General features: G+C 39.8%; 12 protein-coding genes and 1 tRNA gene. 12 read left to right on the top strand and 1 reads right to left on the bottom strand.

The genetic code is table 11. The annotated features are described in order from the left end of the window. The first annotated feature begins 444 nt into the window (after positions 1 to 444). From hflX to BLR54_RS06595, 8 genes are all read left to right on the top strand, one after another. Positions 445 to 1677 (top strand): GTPase HflX, encoded by a 1233-nt coding sequence (gene hflX / locus BLR54_RS06630; RefSeq protein WP_090418467.1) that lies wholly within the window; start codon positions 445 to 447, stop codon positions 1675 to 1677. A 167-nt stretch (positions 1678 to 1844) separates the two neighbouring features. Then, positions 1845 to 3464 carry a Na/Pi cotransporter family protein gene (locus BLR54_RS06625; RefSeq protein ID WP_090418464.1) on the top strand — a complete coding sequence of 540 codons (1620 nt, stop codon included), beginning with the start codon at positions 1845 to 1847 and terminating at the stop codon, positions 3462 to 3464. A gap of 68 nt (positions 3465 to 3532) precedes the next feature. Beyond that, positions 3533 to 7009 carry a DNA polymerase III subunit alpha gene (locus BLR54_RS06620; RefSeq protein ID WP_090418461.1) on the top strand — a complete coding sequence of 1159 codons (3477 nt, stop codon included), beginning with the start codon at positions 3533 to 3535 and terminating at the stop codon, positions 7007 to 7009. A gap of 161 nt (positions 7010 to 7170) precedes the next feature. After that, complete coding sequence (pfkA, locus tag BLR54_RS06615) at positions 7171 to 8163, top strand: 6-phosphofructokinase (protein ID WP_090418458.1); 993 nt, start codon at positions 7171 to 7173, stop codon at positions 8161 to 8163. Beyond that, the gene (locus tag BLR54_RS06610) at positions 8141 to 8953 is read left to right on the top strand and encodes a TrmH family RNA methyltransferase (RefSeq protein WP_090418455.1); all 813 of its coding nucleotides are present in this window, start codon (positions 8141 to 8143) and stop codon (positions 8951 to 8953) included. The genes pfkA and BLR54_RS06610 overlap by 23 nt, the downstream gene beginning before the upstream one ends. Positions 8954 to 9059: 106 nt before the next feature. Continuing rightward, on the top strand, positions 9060 to 9323 hold the full coding sequence (locus BLR54_RS06605) for a hypothetical protein (RefSeq protein WP_090418452.1): 264 nt from the start codon (positions 9060 to 9062) through the stop codon (positions 9321 to 9323). A gap of 198 nt (positions 9324 to 9521) precedes the next feature. Next, on the top strand, positions 9522 to 10160 hold the full coding sequence (locus BLR54_RS06600; protein ID WP_090418450.1) for a ribonuclease H1 domain-containing protein: 639 nt from the start codon (positions 9522 to 9524) through the stop codon (positions 10158 to 10160). A 28-nt stretch (positions 10161 to 10188) separates the two neighbouring features. Beyond that, positions 10189 to 11226, top strand: a complete 1038-nt coding sequence (locus tag BLR54_RS06595) for a M42 family metallopeptidase (RefSeq protein ID WP_090418447.1) — start codon at positions 10189 to 10191, stop codon at positions 11224 to 11226. A gap of 259 nt (positions 11227 to 11485) precedes the next feature. On the opposite strand, the gene BLR54_RS06590 is transcribed toward BLR54_RS06595, so the two are convergent. After that, a tRNA-Thr gene (locus tag BLR54_RS06590) sits at positions 11486 to 11557 on the bottom strand. 91 nt (positions 11558 to 11648) lie between these two features. Here BLR54_RS06590 and BLR54_RS06585 point away from each other — a divergent pair. The 4 genes from BLR54_RS06585 to BLR54_RS06570 all read left to right on the top strand — a co-directional run bounded on the left by BLR54_RS06585 (position 11649) and on the right by BLR54_RS06570 (position 17689). Further along, positions 11649 to 12335: a lytic transglycosylase domain-containing protein gene (locus BLR54_RS06585; RefSeq protein WP_090418444.1), complete on the top strand. Its 687-nt coding sequence runs from the start codon at positions 11649 to 11651 to the stop codon at positions 12333 to 12335. Then, entirely contained in the window at positions 12332 to 13600 is a 1269-nt protein-coding gene (locus BLR54_RS06580) for a diaminopimelate decarboxylase (RefSeq protein ID WP_090418441.1), read from the top strand. Before BLR54_RS06585 ends, BLR54_RS06580 begins: the two co-directional genes overlap by 4 nt. 321 nt (positions 13601 to 13921) lie before the next feature. Next, positions 13922 to 16744: a hypothetical protein gene (locus BLR54_RS06575; RefSeq protein WP_176761874.1), complete on the top strand. Its 2823-nt coding sequence runs from the start codon at positions 13922 to 13924 to the stop codon at positions 16742 to 16744. A gap of 21 nt (positions 16745 to 16765) precedes the next feature. After that, the gene (locus BLR54_RS06570) at positions 16766 to 17689 is read left to right on the top strand and encodes a leucine-rich repeat protein (protein ID WP_090418434.1); all 924 of its coding nucleotides are present in this window, start codon (positions 16766 to 16768) and stop codon (positions 17687 to 17689) included.

Genomic DNA, 17689 nt, shown 5'->3' with positions numbered 1-17689 from the left:
AGCGCAGACACTTATAGGTTAATATAATGCTCACCATCAGGGTATATAAGTATCAGTTGCTTCCATACTCCATTTACTAAGCGCATTACAAATTCCAGCAACTGATAGTTATATACCCTGGTGGGGAGCATTACTAAAAGTAGTGGGTGTCTGCGCAATACATACTGTAGTGCACAAAGTGCAATGAATTTAAAAGACACCTACCATAAAGAAAGCGCAGTGGAGCATTTAGAAAATACAAATTCCTAGACTTTGACAGAACCTGAGAGGGACAGCCAGGTGGCGGGGCGGGGGGCGTGGGCAAGGGTGCCAAGGCTTGTAGGTATAAATGGTGGCGGGGCGGCTGATGGGAACCTGCGGAAAATGTGAACAAAAGCGGGAGATTGTGGCAGGGTATTGCGGGATATGTTAGAATTTAGGTGAATAAATTGAAAAGGAATTGTAATGGTTAATACAGAGAAGATAATTGAGAAAGTAATACTTGTTGCGGTGAACGAGGGAGACGAGGTTGAGGCTAAGGATTCCTTGGATGAGCTTGCGGATTTGTGTAAGACGGCAGGGGCTGAGGTCGTTGGTCGTATAATGCAGAATTTGGATCGTCGCAATCCTGGTACGTATGTGGGCACAGGTAAGGTGGATGAAATCGCCGATTTGATTTGGGAGACAGGTGCCACAGGTATTGTGTGTGATGACGAGCTTACGCCTGCGCAGATGAGAAATCTTGCAGATGTGTTAGATACAAAGGTAATGGATAGAACCCTTATTATCCTTGATATTTTTGCTGCAAGAGCAGGTACTGCAGAAGGAAAGATACAGGTAGAGCTTGCTCAACTTAGATACGAGATGACCAGACTTACTGGTTTTGGTAAGAATATGTCACGAGTGGGTGGTACTGCAGCTGGTGGCGGTGGTGCTATTGGAACACGTGGTCCTGGTGAGAAAAAGCTAGAGATGGATAAGCGTCTTATTGCTGGACGTATTTCTCAGCTTAAGAAGGAATTGAATGAGGTGGTGGAACACCGTGAGGTTACCAGAGCTAGACGTCAACGTAATGGTGTGCCGGTGGCAGCTATAGTTGGTTACACAAACGCAGGTAAGTCATCTTTTCTTAATAAGATGACAGATGCAAATATTTTGGAGTGGGATGCTCTTTTTGCAACCCTTGATCCTACTACAAGAGAATTGTTTTTAGATAATGATCAAAAGATTTTGCTGACAGATACAGTTGGTTTCATTAGAAAGCTTCCTCATCATTTGGTGGATGCTTTCAAGAGTACCTTGGAAGAGGCCAAGTACGCAGATTACATTATTCATGTGGTGGATGTAAGTAATCCTCAGATGGATAGACAGATGGAGATTGTTTACGAGACTCTTGATAAGCTTGGAGTTTGTGATAAGCCAGTGGTTACTATCTTCAATAAGGTTGATAAGGTTGAGGATGAGCATGATTATCACGATTTGAGAGCAGATTATACTGTTCATACTTCTATTAAGACTGGCAAGGGGGTGGATAGAGTTAAAGAGATTTTGGCTGAGCTTCTTAGAGATGGTAAGGAGTATATTGAAAAGCTGGTTCCATATGCTGAGGCTGGTACTATTGCAAGGATTCGCGAGAATGGCGAGTTGATTTCCGAGGAATATCGTGAGGATGGAATCTTCATTAAGGCATATTTGTAGATAAAAGTGTAGAAATCCGTTGATTTTGTGGTTAATTATTTCTTAGACATTCCTTTCAATATTTGTTATGATAATTAGCGGACAAATAAAGAAGGAAAGAGAGTTTTGCTTTTCACGAAGGAAAAGTGCGGTTACTAAGTAGGTAAACCGGGTAGAAGGAGAAAGAAATGACAATTGCACAAATATTATCACTGCTAGGTGGAGTGGGCTTGTTCTTGTTTGGAATGTCTATTATGTCCACTGGTCTGAAAAATAGTTGCGGTGACAATCTTCAAGTTATCTTAGAAAAGGCTACTACAAATAAAGTGGTGGCTGTCTTAGTTGGACTTTTAATGACGGTCCTTGTTCAGAGCTCGTCAGCTACTGATGTCATGGTTATCGGTTTCGTTAATTCGGGAATGATGTCCTTGGCTCAGGCTATTGGAGTTATCCTTGGTGCTAATATCGGTACCACAATCACAGCACAGATTACAGCTTTTAATATTGCTACATTCACACCATTTATCTTGTTTGCTGGTGCGGTAATGTACCTTTTTATGAAAAAGGATATTGTAAAGCATTTAGGTTCCTTCTTCATGGGATTTGGTATGCTTTTCCAGGGTATCACTATCATGAAGGCAGCTATTGAGCCACTTAAGCATACACAGGCTTTTGTTGATTTCATTAGTAATGTTCGTAATCCATTCTTGTTGTTGATTTTTGGTATTGCCTTTACAGCACTTTTACAGAGTTCATCATCATCAACAGTTATCTTCCAGACCTTTGTGGCACAGGGAATTCTTGATTATGATGCAGCTGTATATCTTATCATCGGTGCTGCTATTGGTTCTGTTACACCAAACCTTTTGGCATCCCTTACAGCCAACAGAAATGGTAAGCGTTCTGCAATTTTGAATCTGCTTTTCAACCTTTGCAGAGCTATGGTAATCATTATTATCATCAATGTCACACCACTGTTGAGTTGGATTCAGTCTACATCTACTGATCCAGCACGTCAGATAGCTAACACACATACAATTTTCGCTATCGTAGCTGTATGCATCATCTTCCCATTCACGGATTTGATTATAAAGCTTACATATATGTTTATTCCTGAGCTTCCAGAGGAGACACGTGCAGCAGAAGACAGACAGCTTGTGTTTATGTCTCAGGTTACAAACGTTCCACCAAACATGGCTATTCACCAGGCACAGCTTGAGGCAGCCAGAATGGGTGCTATTGCAGCAGAAAACTTTGAAAAGGCTATCGATTGCTTCTTCGATTATTCACCAGAAAAGGTTGAAGACGTTGAGAAGCGTGAGGAGACAGTTAACATCCTCAATCATGCTATTCAGGATGCGATGGTTAAGCTTCAGGCCTTGAACTTGACCCCGGCAAATCTTCGTCGTATCTCTGCAATCACCATTGCAGTTACTGATATGGAGCGTATTTCAGACCATGCGGAAAACATCATTGAATATGCTACCCGCATGAAGAACAAAAAGACAAAGCTTTCAAAGAAGGCAGCCAAAGAGCTTAAAGAGATGGCTGACAACTCAATGGAAGAAGTTGAGCTTGCTATCGATATCTTTACCTCAGAAAACTATGGCAACTTAGATAAGATAGAAAAGCTTGAGAAAAAAGTTGATAAGCAGGAAAAGCAGCTTATTAATCATCACGTAGAGCGACTTATGGAAAACAAATGCGAGCCAATCGCAGGTGTCATCTTCTCAGATATGGTTACAGATATTGAGCGATGCGCCGACCATGCTATCAACATCGCCTACGCTTTGAAGGATACAAAATAAATACATTGTGATTTAGTCGCTACCACTATACAATAGTGGTAGTGATTTTTTTTGAAAGAGAGAATAATATGAGTTTTGTCCATCTTCACACCCATACGGAGTATTCACTCTTGGATGGTTCCAATAAAATAAAGTCCTATGTTGCAAAATGCAAAGCTGAGGGAATGAATGCAGCTGCTATCACAGACCATGGCAACATGTACGGTGTCACAAAGTTTTATGACGAGTGCATGGCCCAGGGGATTAAGCCGGTCATTGGTTGTGAGGTGTACGTGGCCCCAGGCTCTCGCTTTGATAGAGAAATGGTAAAAGGTGATGACAGATATTATCACCTTATTTTGCTTGCAGAAAATAACTTAGGTTATCACAATCTTATCAAGATCGTTTCAGCTGGATATGTAGATGGATTTTACTACAAGCCTCGTGTGGATTTTGAGATTTTGGAGAAGTATCATGAGGGCATTATCTGCCTTTCAGCCTGCCTTGCGGGAGAGGTTGCCAGAGCCTTGGCTAGAGGTCAGTATGATGAAGCAAAGGAAGTTGCAGTTAAGTATAGAGATTTATTTGGTGCTGAGAACTATTTCCTAGAGCTTCAGGACCACGGTATTGATTTACAGAAAGATGTAAATCAGGGGTTACTTCGCCTTTCAAACGAGACAGGCATTCCGCTCGTGGCTACCAACGACTGTCACTACACAAACAAAGAGGATGCCTATAGCCATGATGTTCTTCTTTGCATTCAGACTGCCGCAAAGATGGACGATGAAGACAGAATGCGCTTCGAGACTGAGGAGTTCTATGTTAAAACAGAGCAGGAGATGTTGGAGCTCTTCCCATATGCAAAGGAAGCAGTATATCGTACCCAGGAAATAGCAGATAGATGTAATGTTGAGATTGAGTACCACATTGCCGGCCTTCCACCTTTTGCAGTGCCAGAGGGCTACAATGCTTGGACTTATCTTAACAAGCTTTGCTTTGATGGTTTGAAGGAGCGTTATGGTGACGATGCTCATCTTTATGAGGAACGTCTTACATACGAGCTTAACACCATCAAGGAAATGGGCTACATCGAGTATTTCCTTATCGTTTGGGATTTCATTAATTATGCCCGTACCCACGATATTCCTGTTGGTCCAGGTCGTGGTTCTGCTGCTGGTTCACTTATCAGTTACACCACAGGAATCACAGATATTGACCCAATGAAATACAATTTGGTATTCGAGCGTTTCCTGAATCCTGAGCGTGTTAGCATGCCTGATATTGATACCGACTTCGACCCAGAGGGACGTGAAGAGGTTATCGACTATGTTCGAAGAAAATATGGTGATGACTGTGTAACTCAGATTGTTACCTTTGGTACCTTGAAGCCAAAGAGCGTGGTTCAGGATGTTGGCCGTGTAATGGGACTTCCTATTCCTTATACCAACAGTATCAAAAAGCTGATTCCAGATGTAATGCCTGATGATAAGAAGGTCACCATAGAAAACGCTATTAAATACAGCACCGAGCTTAAGACTATGTACGAGTCTGACCCTGAAATTAAAAAGCTTCTTGATATATGTATGAGCCTGGAAGGACTTCCAAGAAACACTGGCGTTCATGCAGCAGGTGTTGTTATTTCTGGAAAGCCCACAGATGAATATATGCCACTTGCCCTTGGAAAGGGAGACGTTATCATCACTCAGTATGAGAAGGAAGTTATCGAGGAGATTGGTCTTTTGAAGATGGATTTCCTTGGCCTTCGAAACCTTACTGTTATCAATGACACCATCAAGCAGGTGGAAAAGAATTACGGAACAAAAATTGATTTACACAAGATAGATTACAACGACAAAGGTGCAATGGAGCTTTTCGCCGCTGGTAAAACAGATGGTGTTTTCCAGTTTGAGTCTGCGGGAATGAAGAATCTTTTAAAGCAGCTTAACCCAACTCAGATAGGAGATTTAATCTTGGCCAATGCGGTATATCGTCCAGGTCCAATGGATTTCATACCAAACATCATTGACTGTAAGAACACAGGAAAAGAGTCTCCATTTGTTCAGAAGTTCCCACTTTTGAAGGATGTGCTTGCAGATACCTACGGCTTCCCAGTTTATCAGGAACAGGTTATGCAAATCATGACAACCTGTGCTGGCTACACCATGGGGCGAGCTGACAATGTCAGACGAATGATGAGCAAGAAAAAGAGGGATAAGCTAGCAGCAGAGCGACCAACCTTTGTTCAAGGATGCTTTGAAAAGAACGGAATTTCAGAGCAGGATGCAAACTGGTTGTTTGACCAGTTGATGCCATTCGCTGAGTATGGATTTAATAAGTCTCATGCAGCAGCCTACTCATATGTTGCCGTTCAGACAGCATACTTAAAGAAGTACTATCCTCTTGAGTTTATGGCAGCTCTTATGACTTCGGTGCTTAATAGCAGTACAAAGATTGCTGAATACATTGCCTCTTGTAGGGAAGCAGGAATAGAGCTTCTTCCACCTGATGTTAATTATGGAGAGTCAGATTTCTCTGTAGATAATGGAAAAATCCGCTACGGCTTGTCTGCTATCAAATCAGTTGGTAGCAACACAATTGCTGGCATTATTGAGGATAGAAAAGAAAATGGTTTGTATCGTGATCTGGAAGATTTCATTAAGCGAGTTGTGCGACACGATGCCAACAAGCGAACCATCGAGAATCTGATTAAAGCTGGAGCTCTTGATACTATGGAAGGAAATCGTCGACAGAAATGCTTGGTATTCCCAGAGATTATGGACTCCATCAACAGCAAGAAAAAGAACAATATAGAAGGTCAGATGTCCCTGTTTGATTTTGCCAGTGATGAGCAAAAGGAGGAGATGAAGGTATCCCTTCCTCCTGTAGAGGATTTTGACAAGGAAATAAAGCTTGCCTTTGAAAAGGAATTGATGGGCGTTTATGTTAGTGGACATCCACTTGAAGATTACATTTCTGATTTGGAAAAGAACACAACAGCCAGCGCCAGCCAATTTGTTATAGATAGTGAAACTGGTAAGGTAGAAGTAACCGATGACAGCGAAGTGGTTATCGGCGGAATGATTACTGGAATCACCACCAAATACACTAAGCAGGGCAAGGCAATGTCCTTTATCAACCTTGAAGATTTGACAGGAACTATTGAAGTTATTGTATTTCCAAATTCCTATGAAAAAGCAAGGGCTCTTATAACAGAAGGAAATAAGGTCTATGTCAAAGGTCGAGTTCAGGCTGAGGAAGAAAAGGATGCAAAGGTAATCTGTCAGGATATCAAGAGCTTTGACGATTGCCAAAGAAGGATATGGGTGCAGATTGAAAACAAGGCAGCCTATGATGAAGGAAAGCTTTCAAATATCATTAAAGAAATGGATGGTGGAGACACCTTAGTCCTTTATTTTAAAGAGGAAAAACAGATTCAGGTTATGCCACCTAATTGGTGCATAGGTGCAACTGCTGACAACATTTCTATCCTTGAAGAAAACTACGGAAAAGACAATGTAAAGATTGTTGCCGGTAAAGTTGAGTTTGCAAAAACCAGAAGATGGTAATCGGATTTGTGCGTAAAGACTAGTCAAACTAATGAAAATCACTAGATTTTCGTTAGTTTTTAGCTGGTCTTTTTTTATATATGTATTGAAAACGTTTGCAAAAGAAGATAAAATAGATGCGGATTGTTTGAAGAGGGATACATTTAGGAGGAATTATCAAAATGGCAGATAAGGTAAAGACAATTGGTGTTCTTACCTCTGGTGGAGATGCTCCTGGTATGAACGCTGCTATCCGTGCAGTTGTTCGTCAGGCTATCGCAAGAGGCAAGACAGTTAAAGGAATCAGAAGAGGTTACGCTGGACTTCTTTCTGGCGAAATTATAGATATGAACGCACACAGCGTTTCTGAGACTATCCAGCGTGGTGGTACTATTCTTCAGACTGCTAGATGTCTTGAGATGCTTGATCCTGAATATCAGGAAAAGGCTGCAAAGAACGCTATCGCTGCAGGCATTGATGGCCTTGTAGTTATCGGTGGTGACGGTTCTTTCAAGGGTGCTCAGAAGATTTCTAAGTTCGGTATCAACACAATCGGTCTTCCAGGTACAATCGATCTTGATATCGCTTGTACAGAATATACAATCGGTTTCGACACAGCTGTTAACACAGCTATGGAAGCTATCGATAAGGTTCGTGATACATCTACATCACACGAGCGTTGCTCTATCATCGAGGTTATGGGTCGTGGAGCAGGTTACATCGCTCTTTGGTGTGGTATCGCAAACGGTGCAGAGGATGTTCTTCTTCCAGAGAGATATGATTACGACGAGCAGAAGCTTGTAAATCACATCATCGAGGGACGTAAGAAGGGTAAGCAGCACCACATCATCATCAACGCAGAGGGCGTTGGTCACTCAACATCTATGGCAAAGCGTATCGAAGCAGCTACAGGTATTGAGACACGTGCTACTATCCTTGGTCACATGCAGCGTGGTGGTTCACCTACATGTAAGGATCGTGTATACGCATCTACAATGGGTGCTATGGCAGTTGATCTTCTTTGCGAAGGCAAGACAAACCGTGTAGTTGGTTATCGTCACGGTGAGTTCGTTGATTTCGATATCGATGAGGCTCTTGCAATGCACAAGGACGTTGATGAATATCAGTATAAGATTTGCAATTCGTTGAACAATGATTACAAGTACACAGAATAATCAAATCAAAAACATAATAGCACTTAACAAAAAAGCCAGAGAGCGTAAAGCTCAAAGGCTTTTTGTGGTTGAGGGAATACGTGCTGTAGCTGAAGTGCCAGCTGATCTTTTACAGGCTGTTTACTATGTGGAGGGCTTTGGCTCTTCTTCAGAATGCCAGAGTTTCTTGGCTGACATCAGGTCTAAGGCACCGGAGGCTCAGCTTGAAGAGGTGGCAAAGTCTGCCTTCAATTCCATGAGTGACACTGTCACTCCTCAGGGAGTTTTGGCCCTTGTTCGCATGCAGGATTTCACATTATCTCAGGTGCTTGGCACAGACTCAGGCAAGCCAGCTCATATAGTGATTCTTGAATCCCTTCAAGACCCTGGCAACATGGGCACCATCATCCGTACAGCCGAAGGCGCCGGCGCTACAGGCATCATTATGAACACCACCACTGTAGACATTTATTCTCCAAAGGTGGTTCGTTCTACCATGGGTAGCATCTTTAGAATGCCGCATTTGGTAGTCGCCGATTTGGGCGAGACCATCGAACAGCTCAAGGCTGAACATGGAGTATCAGTGTATGCAGCTCACCTTAAGGGACAGCGTTTCCACGACGAATTTGACTACACAGGCCCTACAGCCTTCATGATTGGAAACGAAGGCAATGGCCTCACAGATGAAATGGCAGGTCATGCCACTTCGTATTTACGAATTCCTATGGAGGGCCAGTTGGAATCACTTAACGCATCTGTGGCAGCGAGCATTCTTATTTACGAGGCCCAGAGACAAAGAAGAATTAGATGAAGTCTGTAACTAACAATCTCTGAGGTTACTGCAAGGAACATCTAGTGACTGAAAGTAACTCTCAGGATTGTTAGTGTAACAGACTGGATTTTATTGGAGACTGAACATGAGAATATGGTTTAAATCATGGAAAGACAATCGTCTTTTACATGACCTTGTAATAGAAGATGATTCTGAGGAGACTCGCACTCACAAGATTTTCAATGCAGTGGATAAGGCCAGCTACGAGTTCGACACTAGTAAGCCAGTTTGGTTAGATTCTACCATTCGTGAGTTTAAGCGTCATGGCAAAGCCAGATTCACTCAGGATAATTTTGTAGATGAGATTCCATTTGATTATTTGGAAATACATGTTTTAGATGAAGACTAATACAGCTTACTAGTTTATTAGGCAGCAGTGAGTAAAGATAAGATAGGGATAAAGCACTAGATTACAGGTTTAGTGTTTTATCCTTTTTTTATTTGAAAAAGAATAAACGGTAATCGAAAGTAAGTAACTGTTGAGGAATTGGCGTGTCATATATGTTACAATAAAAAAGATTTCTAATGAAATTACAAGGAGAATAAAATGGCAAAGAAAAATTTTTATGCTGTTCGAGTTGGAAAAACTCCAGGCATTTATAAGACCTGGCCAGAGTGTCAGGCTAATACATCAGGCTTTCCAGGTGCTGTTTTCAAAGGCTTTGAGACCTTAGCCGAGGCGGAGGCTTTTATGGCTGGTGTGGCAGAAAATGCTAGCGTAAACGCCGTTTCCCCTAATAAAGAGGATGGTGTTACAAATCTTCCAGAAATATACGCATTTACGGATGGCTCCTATAATATAGCTACAGGAGTTTATGGCTTCGGAGGATTTCTTCATTATAGTAATTCTGAGGATGATGTTGAAATCCGTGGCAATGGAAATGATCCAGAGGAAGCTGTATCACGAAATGTAGCAGGAGAGGTTCACGGCGCGGTGGCAGCGATGCACAAGGCAGTTGAGCTTGGTCTTACAGAAATGACACTTTTCTATGATTACGAGGGTGTTGAAAAATGGCCTACAGGAATGTGGAAGACTAATAAAAAAATCTCCAAGTTTTATGTGGAAGAATATATGCAGCTTAGGGATAAGCTGAAAGTAAACTTTGTTCATGTGAAGGCTCACACTGGCATTCCGGGAAATGAAGCCGCTGACAGAATGGCAAAGGAAGAGGTTGGAATAGAATAATCAATTATTAATGGAGGCTAGAAGTAATATGGATACAAAAAATTATGTTGATTACATGGTGCAGCAGACTGTAGATATTTTGGGAATTGATAGCCCGACAGGTTTTACATCCACAGCTGCAAAGCATCTTATGGCAGAATACGAAAAGCTTGGTTACAAGCCTGTTATGACCACAAAGGGTGGAATCCTTGTGGATCTTGGCGGTAAGAAGGAAGATGATGCAATCCTTATTGAAGCTCACATGGATACACTTGGAGGAATGGTTTGCCAGATTAAGAGCAACGGCAATCTTGAGCTTACTCCTCTTGGCGGTTTTTCTCCAAACAATGGCGAGGCAGAAAACTGTCGCATCTACACTCGTGAGGGCAAGATATACGAGGGTACCTTCCAGCTTAACGATGCTTCAGTTCATGTAAATGACGACTACAGCACAAAGACTCGTGAATTTAAGGGTATGGAGGTTGTTATTGATGAGGAAGTGGCAAGTGCAGAGGACACCAAGAAGCTTGGTATTATGATTGGTGACATTGTTGCCTTCGAGCCTCGTACAAGGGTTACAGAATCTGGCTACATTAAGAGTCGTTTCCTTGATGACAAGCTTTCTGTAGGAATCCTTCTTGGTCAGGCAAAGTATCTTGCTGACAACAAAATCACTCCTGAGAGAAAGGTTTATCATCATATCACTGTATATGAAGAGGTTGGACATGGTGCTTGCGGCACAGTTCCAACAGGTGTTACAGAAATTCTTTCTGTTGATATGGGCTGTATCGGTGAAGGCCTTGATTGCAAGGAAACACAGGTCAGCATCTGTGCAAAGGATTCAGCAGGTCCTTACAACTATGATGTTGTGACTGCTCTTGTAAACACTGCAAAGAAGAATGATATTGATTTTGCCATCGATGTCTATCCTCATTATGGCTCTGACGCTGACGCAGCACTTAAGGCTGGTTATGATGTAAAGCATGGCCTCATTGGCGCTGGTGTATATGCCAGCCACGGCTACGAACGCTCTCATAGAAAAGGCGTGGAGAACACCTTCAGACTTTTGGTGGAGTATGTGAGATAGCCTAAGTTTTGATAGTAAAATGAGCTCCAGTTATTAAGGCTGGAGCTCATTTTTTTGTATAATTATGAAAAGTTTTTGAAACCTATTTGAGATAAATTGAATCGAGAAATAATATCAGATACCATAAATATAGTTGGAATAGGTTTACATCATCACTTTATTATGGTAAAGTGTAGAGCAAGTTAGAAGAGCTCTGCTCAAAACCAAATCAACATTCATAATTTATTAATCTTGAGCAGAACTTTAAGGCAACAAAAAAAGCTGGTGACGGGAATTGAACCCGTGACCCCTTCCTTACCAAGGAAGTGCTCTACCTCTGAGCCACACCAGCTTGCTTTTCAGCAAGAAAAAGCATATCAGAGATAGGTGTTGATGTCAACCTTTTTGGGAATAATGGTTTATTCAAAAAGGGGTTAAGAGGTATGAAAATTTCAGTTGTGTCTCCAGGGGCAAATGCGATTTATGAAGAGGTGCTAGAGAAGCTAAGAGAAAGTGAAGGTTCTGATAGCTACAAAGCAGGAAATGTAAGTCGCGCCTTTGAAAAAGCACTGAATACCAAGACTGTGGCCAATAAGATTTCTACCGCCACAAGTTACAAGGATATTTTCATTGAAGCAAGCAAAAAGTATGGAGTAAGCTATGATTTGCTGACTGCAATGGCTCAGCAGGAATCAGGATTCAATCCTGATGCTGTTAGCCGAAGTGGTGCCATGGGAATCATGCAGATTATGCCAGAGACTGCAAAGTATCTAGGGCTTAAAAATCCATATGATGCCTATGAGAATATCATGGCAGGAGCAAAATATATTGCAGAGAAGCTAAAAGAATTTAACGGAAATGTAGACAAAGCACTGGCAGCCTACAACGCTGGCAGCAGTGCAGTGAAGGAATATGGCGGTGTTCCTCCTTATGGGGAAACCAGAAGCTACGTTAAAAACATCAAAGCCATTATGAAACGGGGTGCAGATGTTCCTTATACCAATTATATTTCCGCATCTGCATCAAAGGATCAGCTGGAAGCTGACCTGAAAAAGCTTCTTCGCGAACTGCCAGAAACAGACGAATATGCACTACTTAAAAAAACACTAGCGGAGATTAATTATTTATGAAAACCCCATTTGTTACAAAAGAAAAAATCCAAGAAATAATTTCTCAAATTCCTACTCCATTCAACATCTATGATGAGAAGGGAATTCGTGAAAACGCACGAGCTGTTAATGCTGCTTTTAGCTGGAACAAAGGTTTTAAGGAGTATTTTGCAGTTAAGGCAAATCCAAATCCATTTATCCTGAAAATCCTACAGGAAGAAGGCTGCGGTGTAGACTGCGCTTCTTATGTTGAACTTGCTCTTTCTGATGAAATTGGTTTCAAGGGAGATGACATTATGTTTTCTTCTAACGATACCCCTGCTGAAGAGTTTAAATATGCTGATGATTTAGGCGTTATCGTTAATCTTGATGATTTCACACACATTGATTTTTATGAAAAGACTGTTGGCCATTTTCCAAAGAAGATGTGCTGCAGATTTAATCCAGGTGGAGTTTATGAGCTTGCCAATGGCATCATGGACAACCCTGGAGATAGCAAGTATGGAATGACTAAAGACCAAATCTTTGAGGCTTATAAAATTCTTAAAGATAAGGGCGTAGAGGAATTTGGAATTCACGCCTTCCTTGTTTCAAATACAGTTACTAACGATTATTATCCAACTCTTGCCAGAACTCTCTTTGAGCTTATTGTTGAGCTTAAGGAAAAGACAGGAATTTCTCTTTCTTTCGTAAATCTTTCTGGTGGTGTTGGTATCGCATACCGTCCAGATCAGAAACCAAATGATATTGCAAAGATTGGCGAGGGGGTTCACAAGGCCTTTGATGAAATCCTTGTTCCAGCTGGACTTGGTGATGTTTCAATCTTCACTGAGATGGGAAGATTTATGATGGGCCCTTATGGTGGACTTGTTACCACAGCCATTCATGAAAAGCACATCTACAAGGAATACATTGGAGTTGATGCTTGTGCAGTTGATTTGATGCGTCCGGCAGTGTATGGTTCTTATCATCATGTGACAGTGCTTGGAAAAGAACATGAACCAGAGGATCACATTTATGATGTAACTGGTTCACTTTGTGAGAATTGTGATAAGTTTGCAGTGGACCGTCAGCTTCCAAAGATTGATATGGGTGATGTGCTCTTTATTCATGACACAGGAGCTCACGGATATTCAATGGGCTACAACTACAATGGAAAGCTTAAGAGTGCAGAGGTTCTCTTAAAAGAGGATGGAAGCTTCAAGCTCATCCGTCGACCAGAAACAATCAAGGATTATCTTGCAACCTTCGATGGACTTGGGGTAGTAGACGGAATCTTAAAATAAAGTAATATAATAATAGAACATTCTTCTTTGTGAAAAGATATTGGGTTACAAAACAACAATACTTTACAAAGAAGGGTGTTTTTTTATTGCTTTTAAATGTTGTTTATGCAATAATATCAGCGCTGTGTCTAAAATCTGAATAAGAGAGTATGCACATATTACATTGAGACAAGTTGATTTACTAGGAGAACAGACAACATGGGTAGACATAATGGTAAATTTTATAACACAGTTGCTACAAGAGAATTCTTTAATAAGATTGCTGAGAGTTTCTAGACCTATCAAAAGTATGCAGAAATTCACAGAGCAAGCTTGATGGATATGGCAACAACTGATGCATGGCAGGGAGAGGATGCAGATGCTGCAAAGGATTTGTTGGCAAATGAGCAGGTTCCTCTTTTGGATAAAATTATCGCAATTCAAAAGGATGCTATGGAGTTTGCAGAGCATAGCCTTCGAATGTTTGAAATTTATTTTGAGGATAATTCTTATGACCTCAGAATAAATTATGACAGTTTAGAAAAGATAAATAATGATTTCAAGGAGCTTTATTTTGAGACGGTAGATATTTTTGATTCCTTAGAGGAAATAGCCTCTAGGTGCCAACAAAAATATAGCAAATATGGAAATATTAGAACACCAGATTTTTCAGGCTGCAGAAATGCCATGATTGATTTATGCGGTGGAGAGGATGATGAAGCTGGATACATTTATAACTGTATGCAGCGCTTTATAGAATATGATGATGCAGTGTGTCGTGAACTGGCTGAAAGTGGCTTGATGGAAAGAGCCCAGGAACTAATGATAGAGTTAGGCATTCAACCATCGCAGGCAGATACTCTTAGCATCTTTGATGGAATGATAGATAAGCAGGATTTGGGTATCGTCAAAAAGCATGCACCAAAGGTGTGGCTTGAGATTTTCTCTAGAGGAGGATTTAGAACTAGACATAGCCAGGGGGATATTCTGTTTCCATCATTTTGGAGCTATAGGAATGGTGGTGTTGGGAAGTCTAGAAGTGGCTTCGCTACCCTTAGAGCTGATGGTACTGGAAAGAGCAAGACTAAGGCTAAGGGTAAAGCAGATACCAAGAGCAAGAAAAAAGAGAATAAAGTTGATATTGGAAATTATGCTACTGGGGATGCTAAGGTAGATGCTGAGATTCAGAATCTTTTTGATACTTATGGGAAAGATTTGAGTGGGTTAGCAAATACTAAGGACTATTGGGAAAATGCAAGTGTAACCACCAAGAAAGCAGTTTCCCGAATATTTGAAGTTGATATCGCATTTATAGATAGTCATTTTGATGAAGGAAAATGTTTGATGCAGGAACGTAGAGTATCTAACATTCTAGAGCAATTTAAAAATGCGAATCCAAGCTCAAATGAGACAATTTTTAATTCTAATATAATAGATGAAGTAAAGTCATATATTTCAAATAATGTGACAAAGCAATATATGATTGAATTAGGGAAAGTTAAAGTCGAGAATTGTCCTGGATATGATTCTAAAAAAAGTTCAATAATTGTTGAAATGATTGGACCAGCCGTTGTTTTTGAGTATAAAAATGGCAAGGAATATAAGGCTCAAGATTTATGGATGCACCTCACGGAAGAGAGAACCACTCGTTATGTTAAATCTGCTGATAAAAATCATCCTGAATGGTTTGCACATGAGTACAGTATTTTTGATGTAATAAATAGTACAAAGCTATCTAAAAATGAAAAACAAGCATCATTGGTAGCGTTATATTTGACTGCTCAGAATTCTGCAGATTTGTGTTTATATGAGAAAATATTCAAATCAAATCGTGATTATTCAAACGTATTTACGGTTAATCCTGAAAATCTTAGTTATAATGCAAAAATACTATTAGGAAATCATCTGGTTGCATTGGCTAATGATAATTATAGAGGCAGTGGATATAAAGAATATCTAGCATTTGTAAATGCAGCGCTTAACACGAATCCGGATTATGCAAAAGGATATGTAGAAGCAATACTATTAGGTAGTGTATTTGCTGCAAATAATTATATTGCGATGGCTTGGGAAATTGATCCTAATAAAGTCGAAGATTGCGATTGGACACCTGGAAGATTAGTGAGAAGTATGGAGATTGCTAACCATAATGAAGTATTATGGACAAAATTATATAGGTTGTACCATGAGTATAATATTAGGTCATGTACTGTTGGGTTTGATAATAAGGATGGTGAAAATTTTGATTTTTATAGGAAAGATACAATTCTTTTAGATTACTACGTAATACCACTAAAAAATACTATGTATGGCGTATATGGTATGGTGGCTGATAGTCATATAAATACTGAGATAGATTTAGATGAAACTAATGAACTTGAAGCTGTCACTGAAATAGTAGAATCACAAAAAAAAGCAGTTAAAAGGAAAGCGTTACGTGATTATATGACTTCGATAATTGACTTGCCTGTAGGCATAGTGGAAGTTTATAATCCTGCAATAGCCAGTGTTATGAAACTCGGTGTAGACATTCTTACTTATGGTGAGGGTGGTTCTAAAATTGACTCTCTTATTGCACTGGGGTATGCAGTGCCAGGATTCAAAAATGTAAACGAATATACAAGTGTATATTTTAGGGCCATTGGGGATTTTTATGATCGATATGAATCCGGTAATGATTATATTGAAGCCTTAAATGATATAGAGCAGGCTATGATGTTCTACTCTGTTATGACTTATGGAGATCATTATTATCTGAAAATAAATGATTACTATAGGATACAAGCAATGCGAGAGTGGGAGCAAAGCGGAATATTATTTATGTATAGTGAAAATGATTATTCTAATATATCCGCAAAATTTAACATTGAAAGAAGAGTTGGAAAAGCAATTGGAGCTATAAGTGATGGCAATTATTCGATAGAAGAAAAGAAGGCAGCGTTGAACTTTTTCTTTTATGGAAATACTAATAGTGATAATAATTCAATGTATAAATCATTTACAGATATACCGGTGGACCTATTGACACAATGTGTAAATGCTTTTAATGATGAATTTATTGAAAATGAAGACAAATTAAGTACTGCTTTTTCAAATGCTATTGGGAATAATCGTGAGGGTATGGAAGTAAAAATTCCTTATGTGCAAGATTATTTGAAAAATTGACGAGTAAGAAGGAGAAATATATTGAAACGCAAAATGATAATATTTGGTAGTTGTTGTCTTGGCATAATAGTATTTATAGTCATAATTCTTGTGCTGAGTATGAACGGCATAATTGGGGATTACAAATATGAGTTTAACACAGATGAAAGGTGTACAATTAGGCTTACTGAATATACAGGAAATGATACTAAAGTTGTGTTGTCTACACATATTGGGCCGTTCAAAATTAAATATGTTTCAAAAGAAACATTCAGTAATAGCAAAACAGTAGAAAAGATAGTTGTTCCGCCTGATATTGAATATATAGTTAAAATCAAGGAAAATGACGTTTTAAGAGAGTTGGAGTATGAAAACGGCATAAAAGAAGATTGTGTTGATATTATTAATTGTAAAAATTTTGAAAAAATATTTTTCCCAGATGGAATTGAAAAGATTGAATTTGAATATGCAAAGTGTCCGCAATTAAAAGATGTTGTCATACCTAGTTCTGTGAAAAAAATAGTATTTAACTTTGAAGAAACAGGTTATAGCGAAGCCCACAAGAATGACAAGTATTACGTGGTTGGAGATGGGGTTTTGCTGTTTTATAATGGCCCTAAAGATGAAATTGTGATTCCTGAGGGCGTTAAAAATATCAACGTATTTTCCGTTATAGGAAAAGACAACGAAGAAAAAACAAGGACCTTGTATCTTCCAGATTCATTAAACATGTGCTTGGAGTTTGGATATGAGAACGAGGTTACTTTTTATGGGAACAATCAAGACATATCATATGATGATTTGTACGATGTAAAAAGTATAATTAAAGCGCCAAAGGGAGCACCTGTTGAGCAATTCTGTAAGGACAATGATATAGAATTTCAAGAGAGTACAGAAGAGGAGGAAGCCATCCGAAAAGAAAAAACCGAAGCTGCATCTTCAGAAATAATATATCAAGACAACTAG

The sequence above is a fragment of the Pseudobutyrivibrio sp. YE44 genome, from assembly GCF_900104335.1.
Lineage (GTDB): Bacteria > Bacillota > Clostridia > Lachnospirales > Lachnospiraceae > Pseudobutyrivibrio.
The sequence above is the reverse complement of the archived record's forward strand: the minus strand, read 5'-3'. Positions and strand labels throughout refer to the sequence as shown.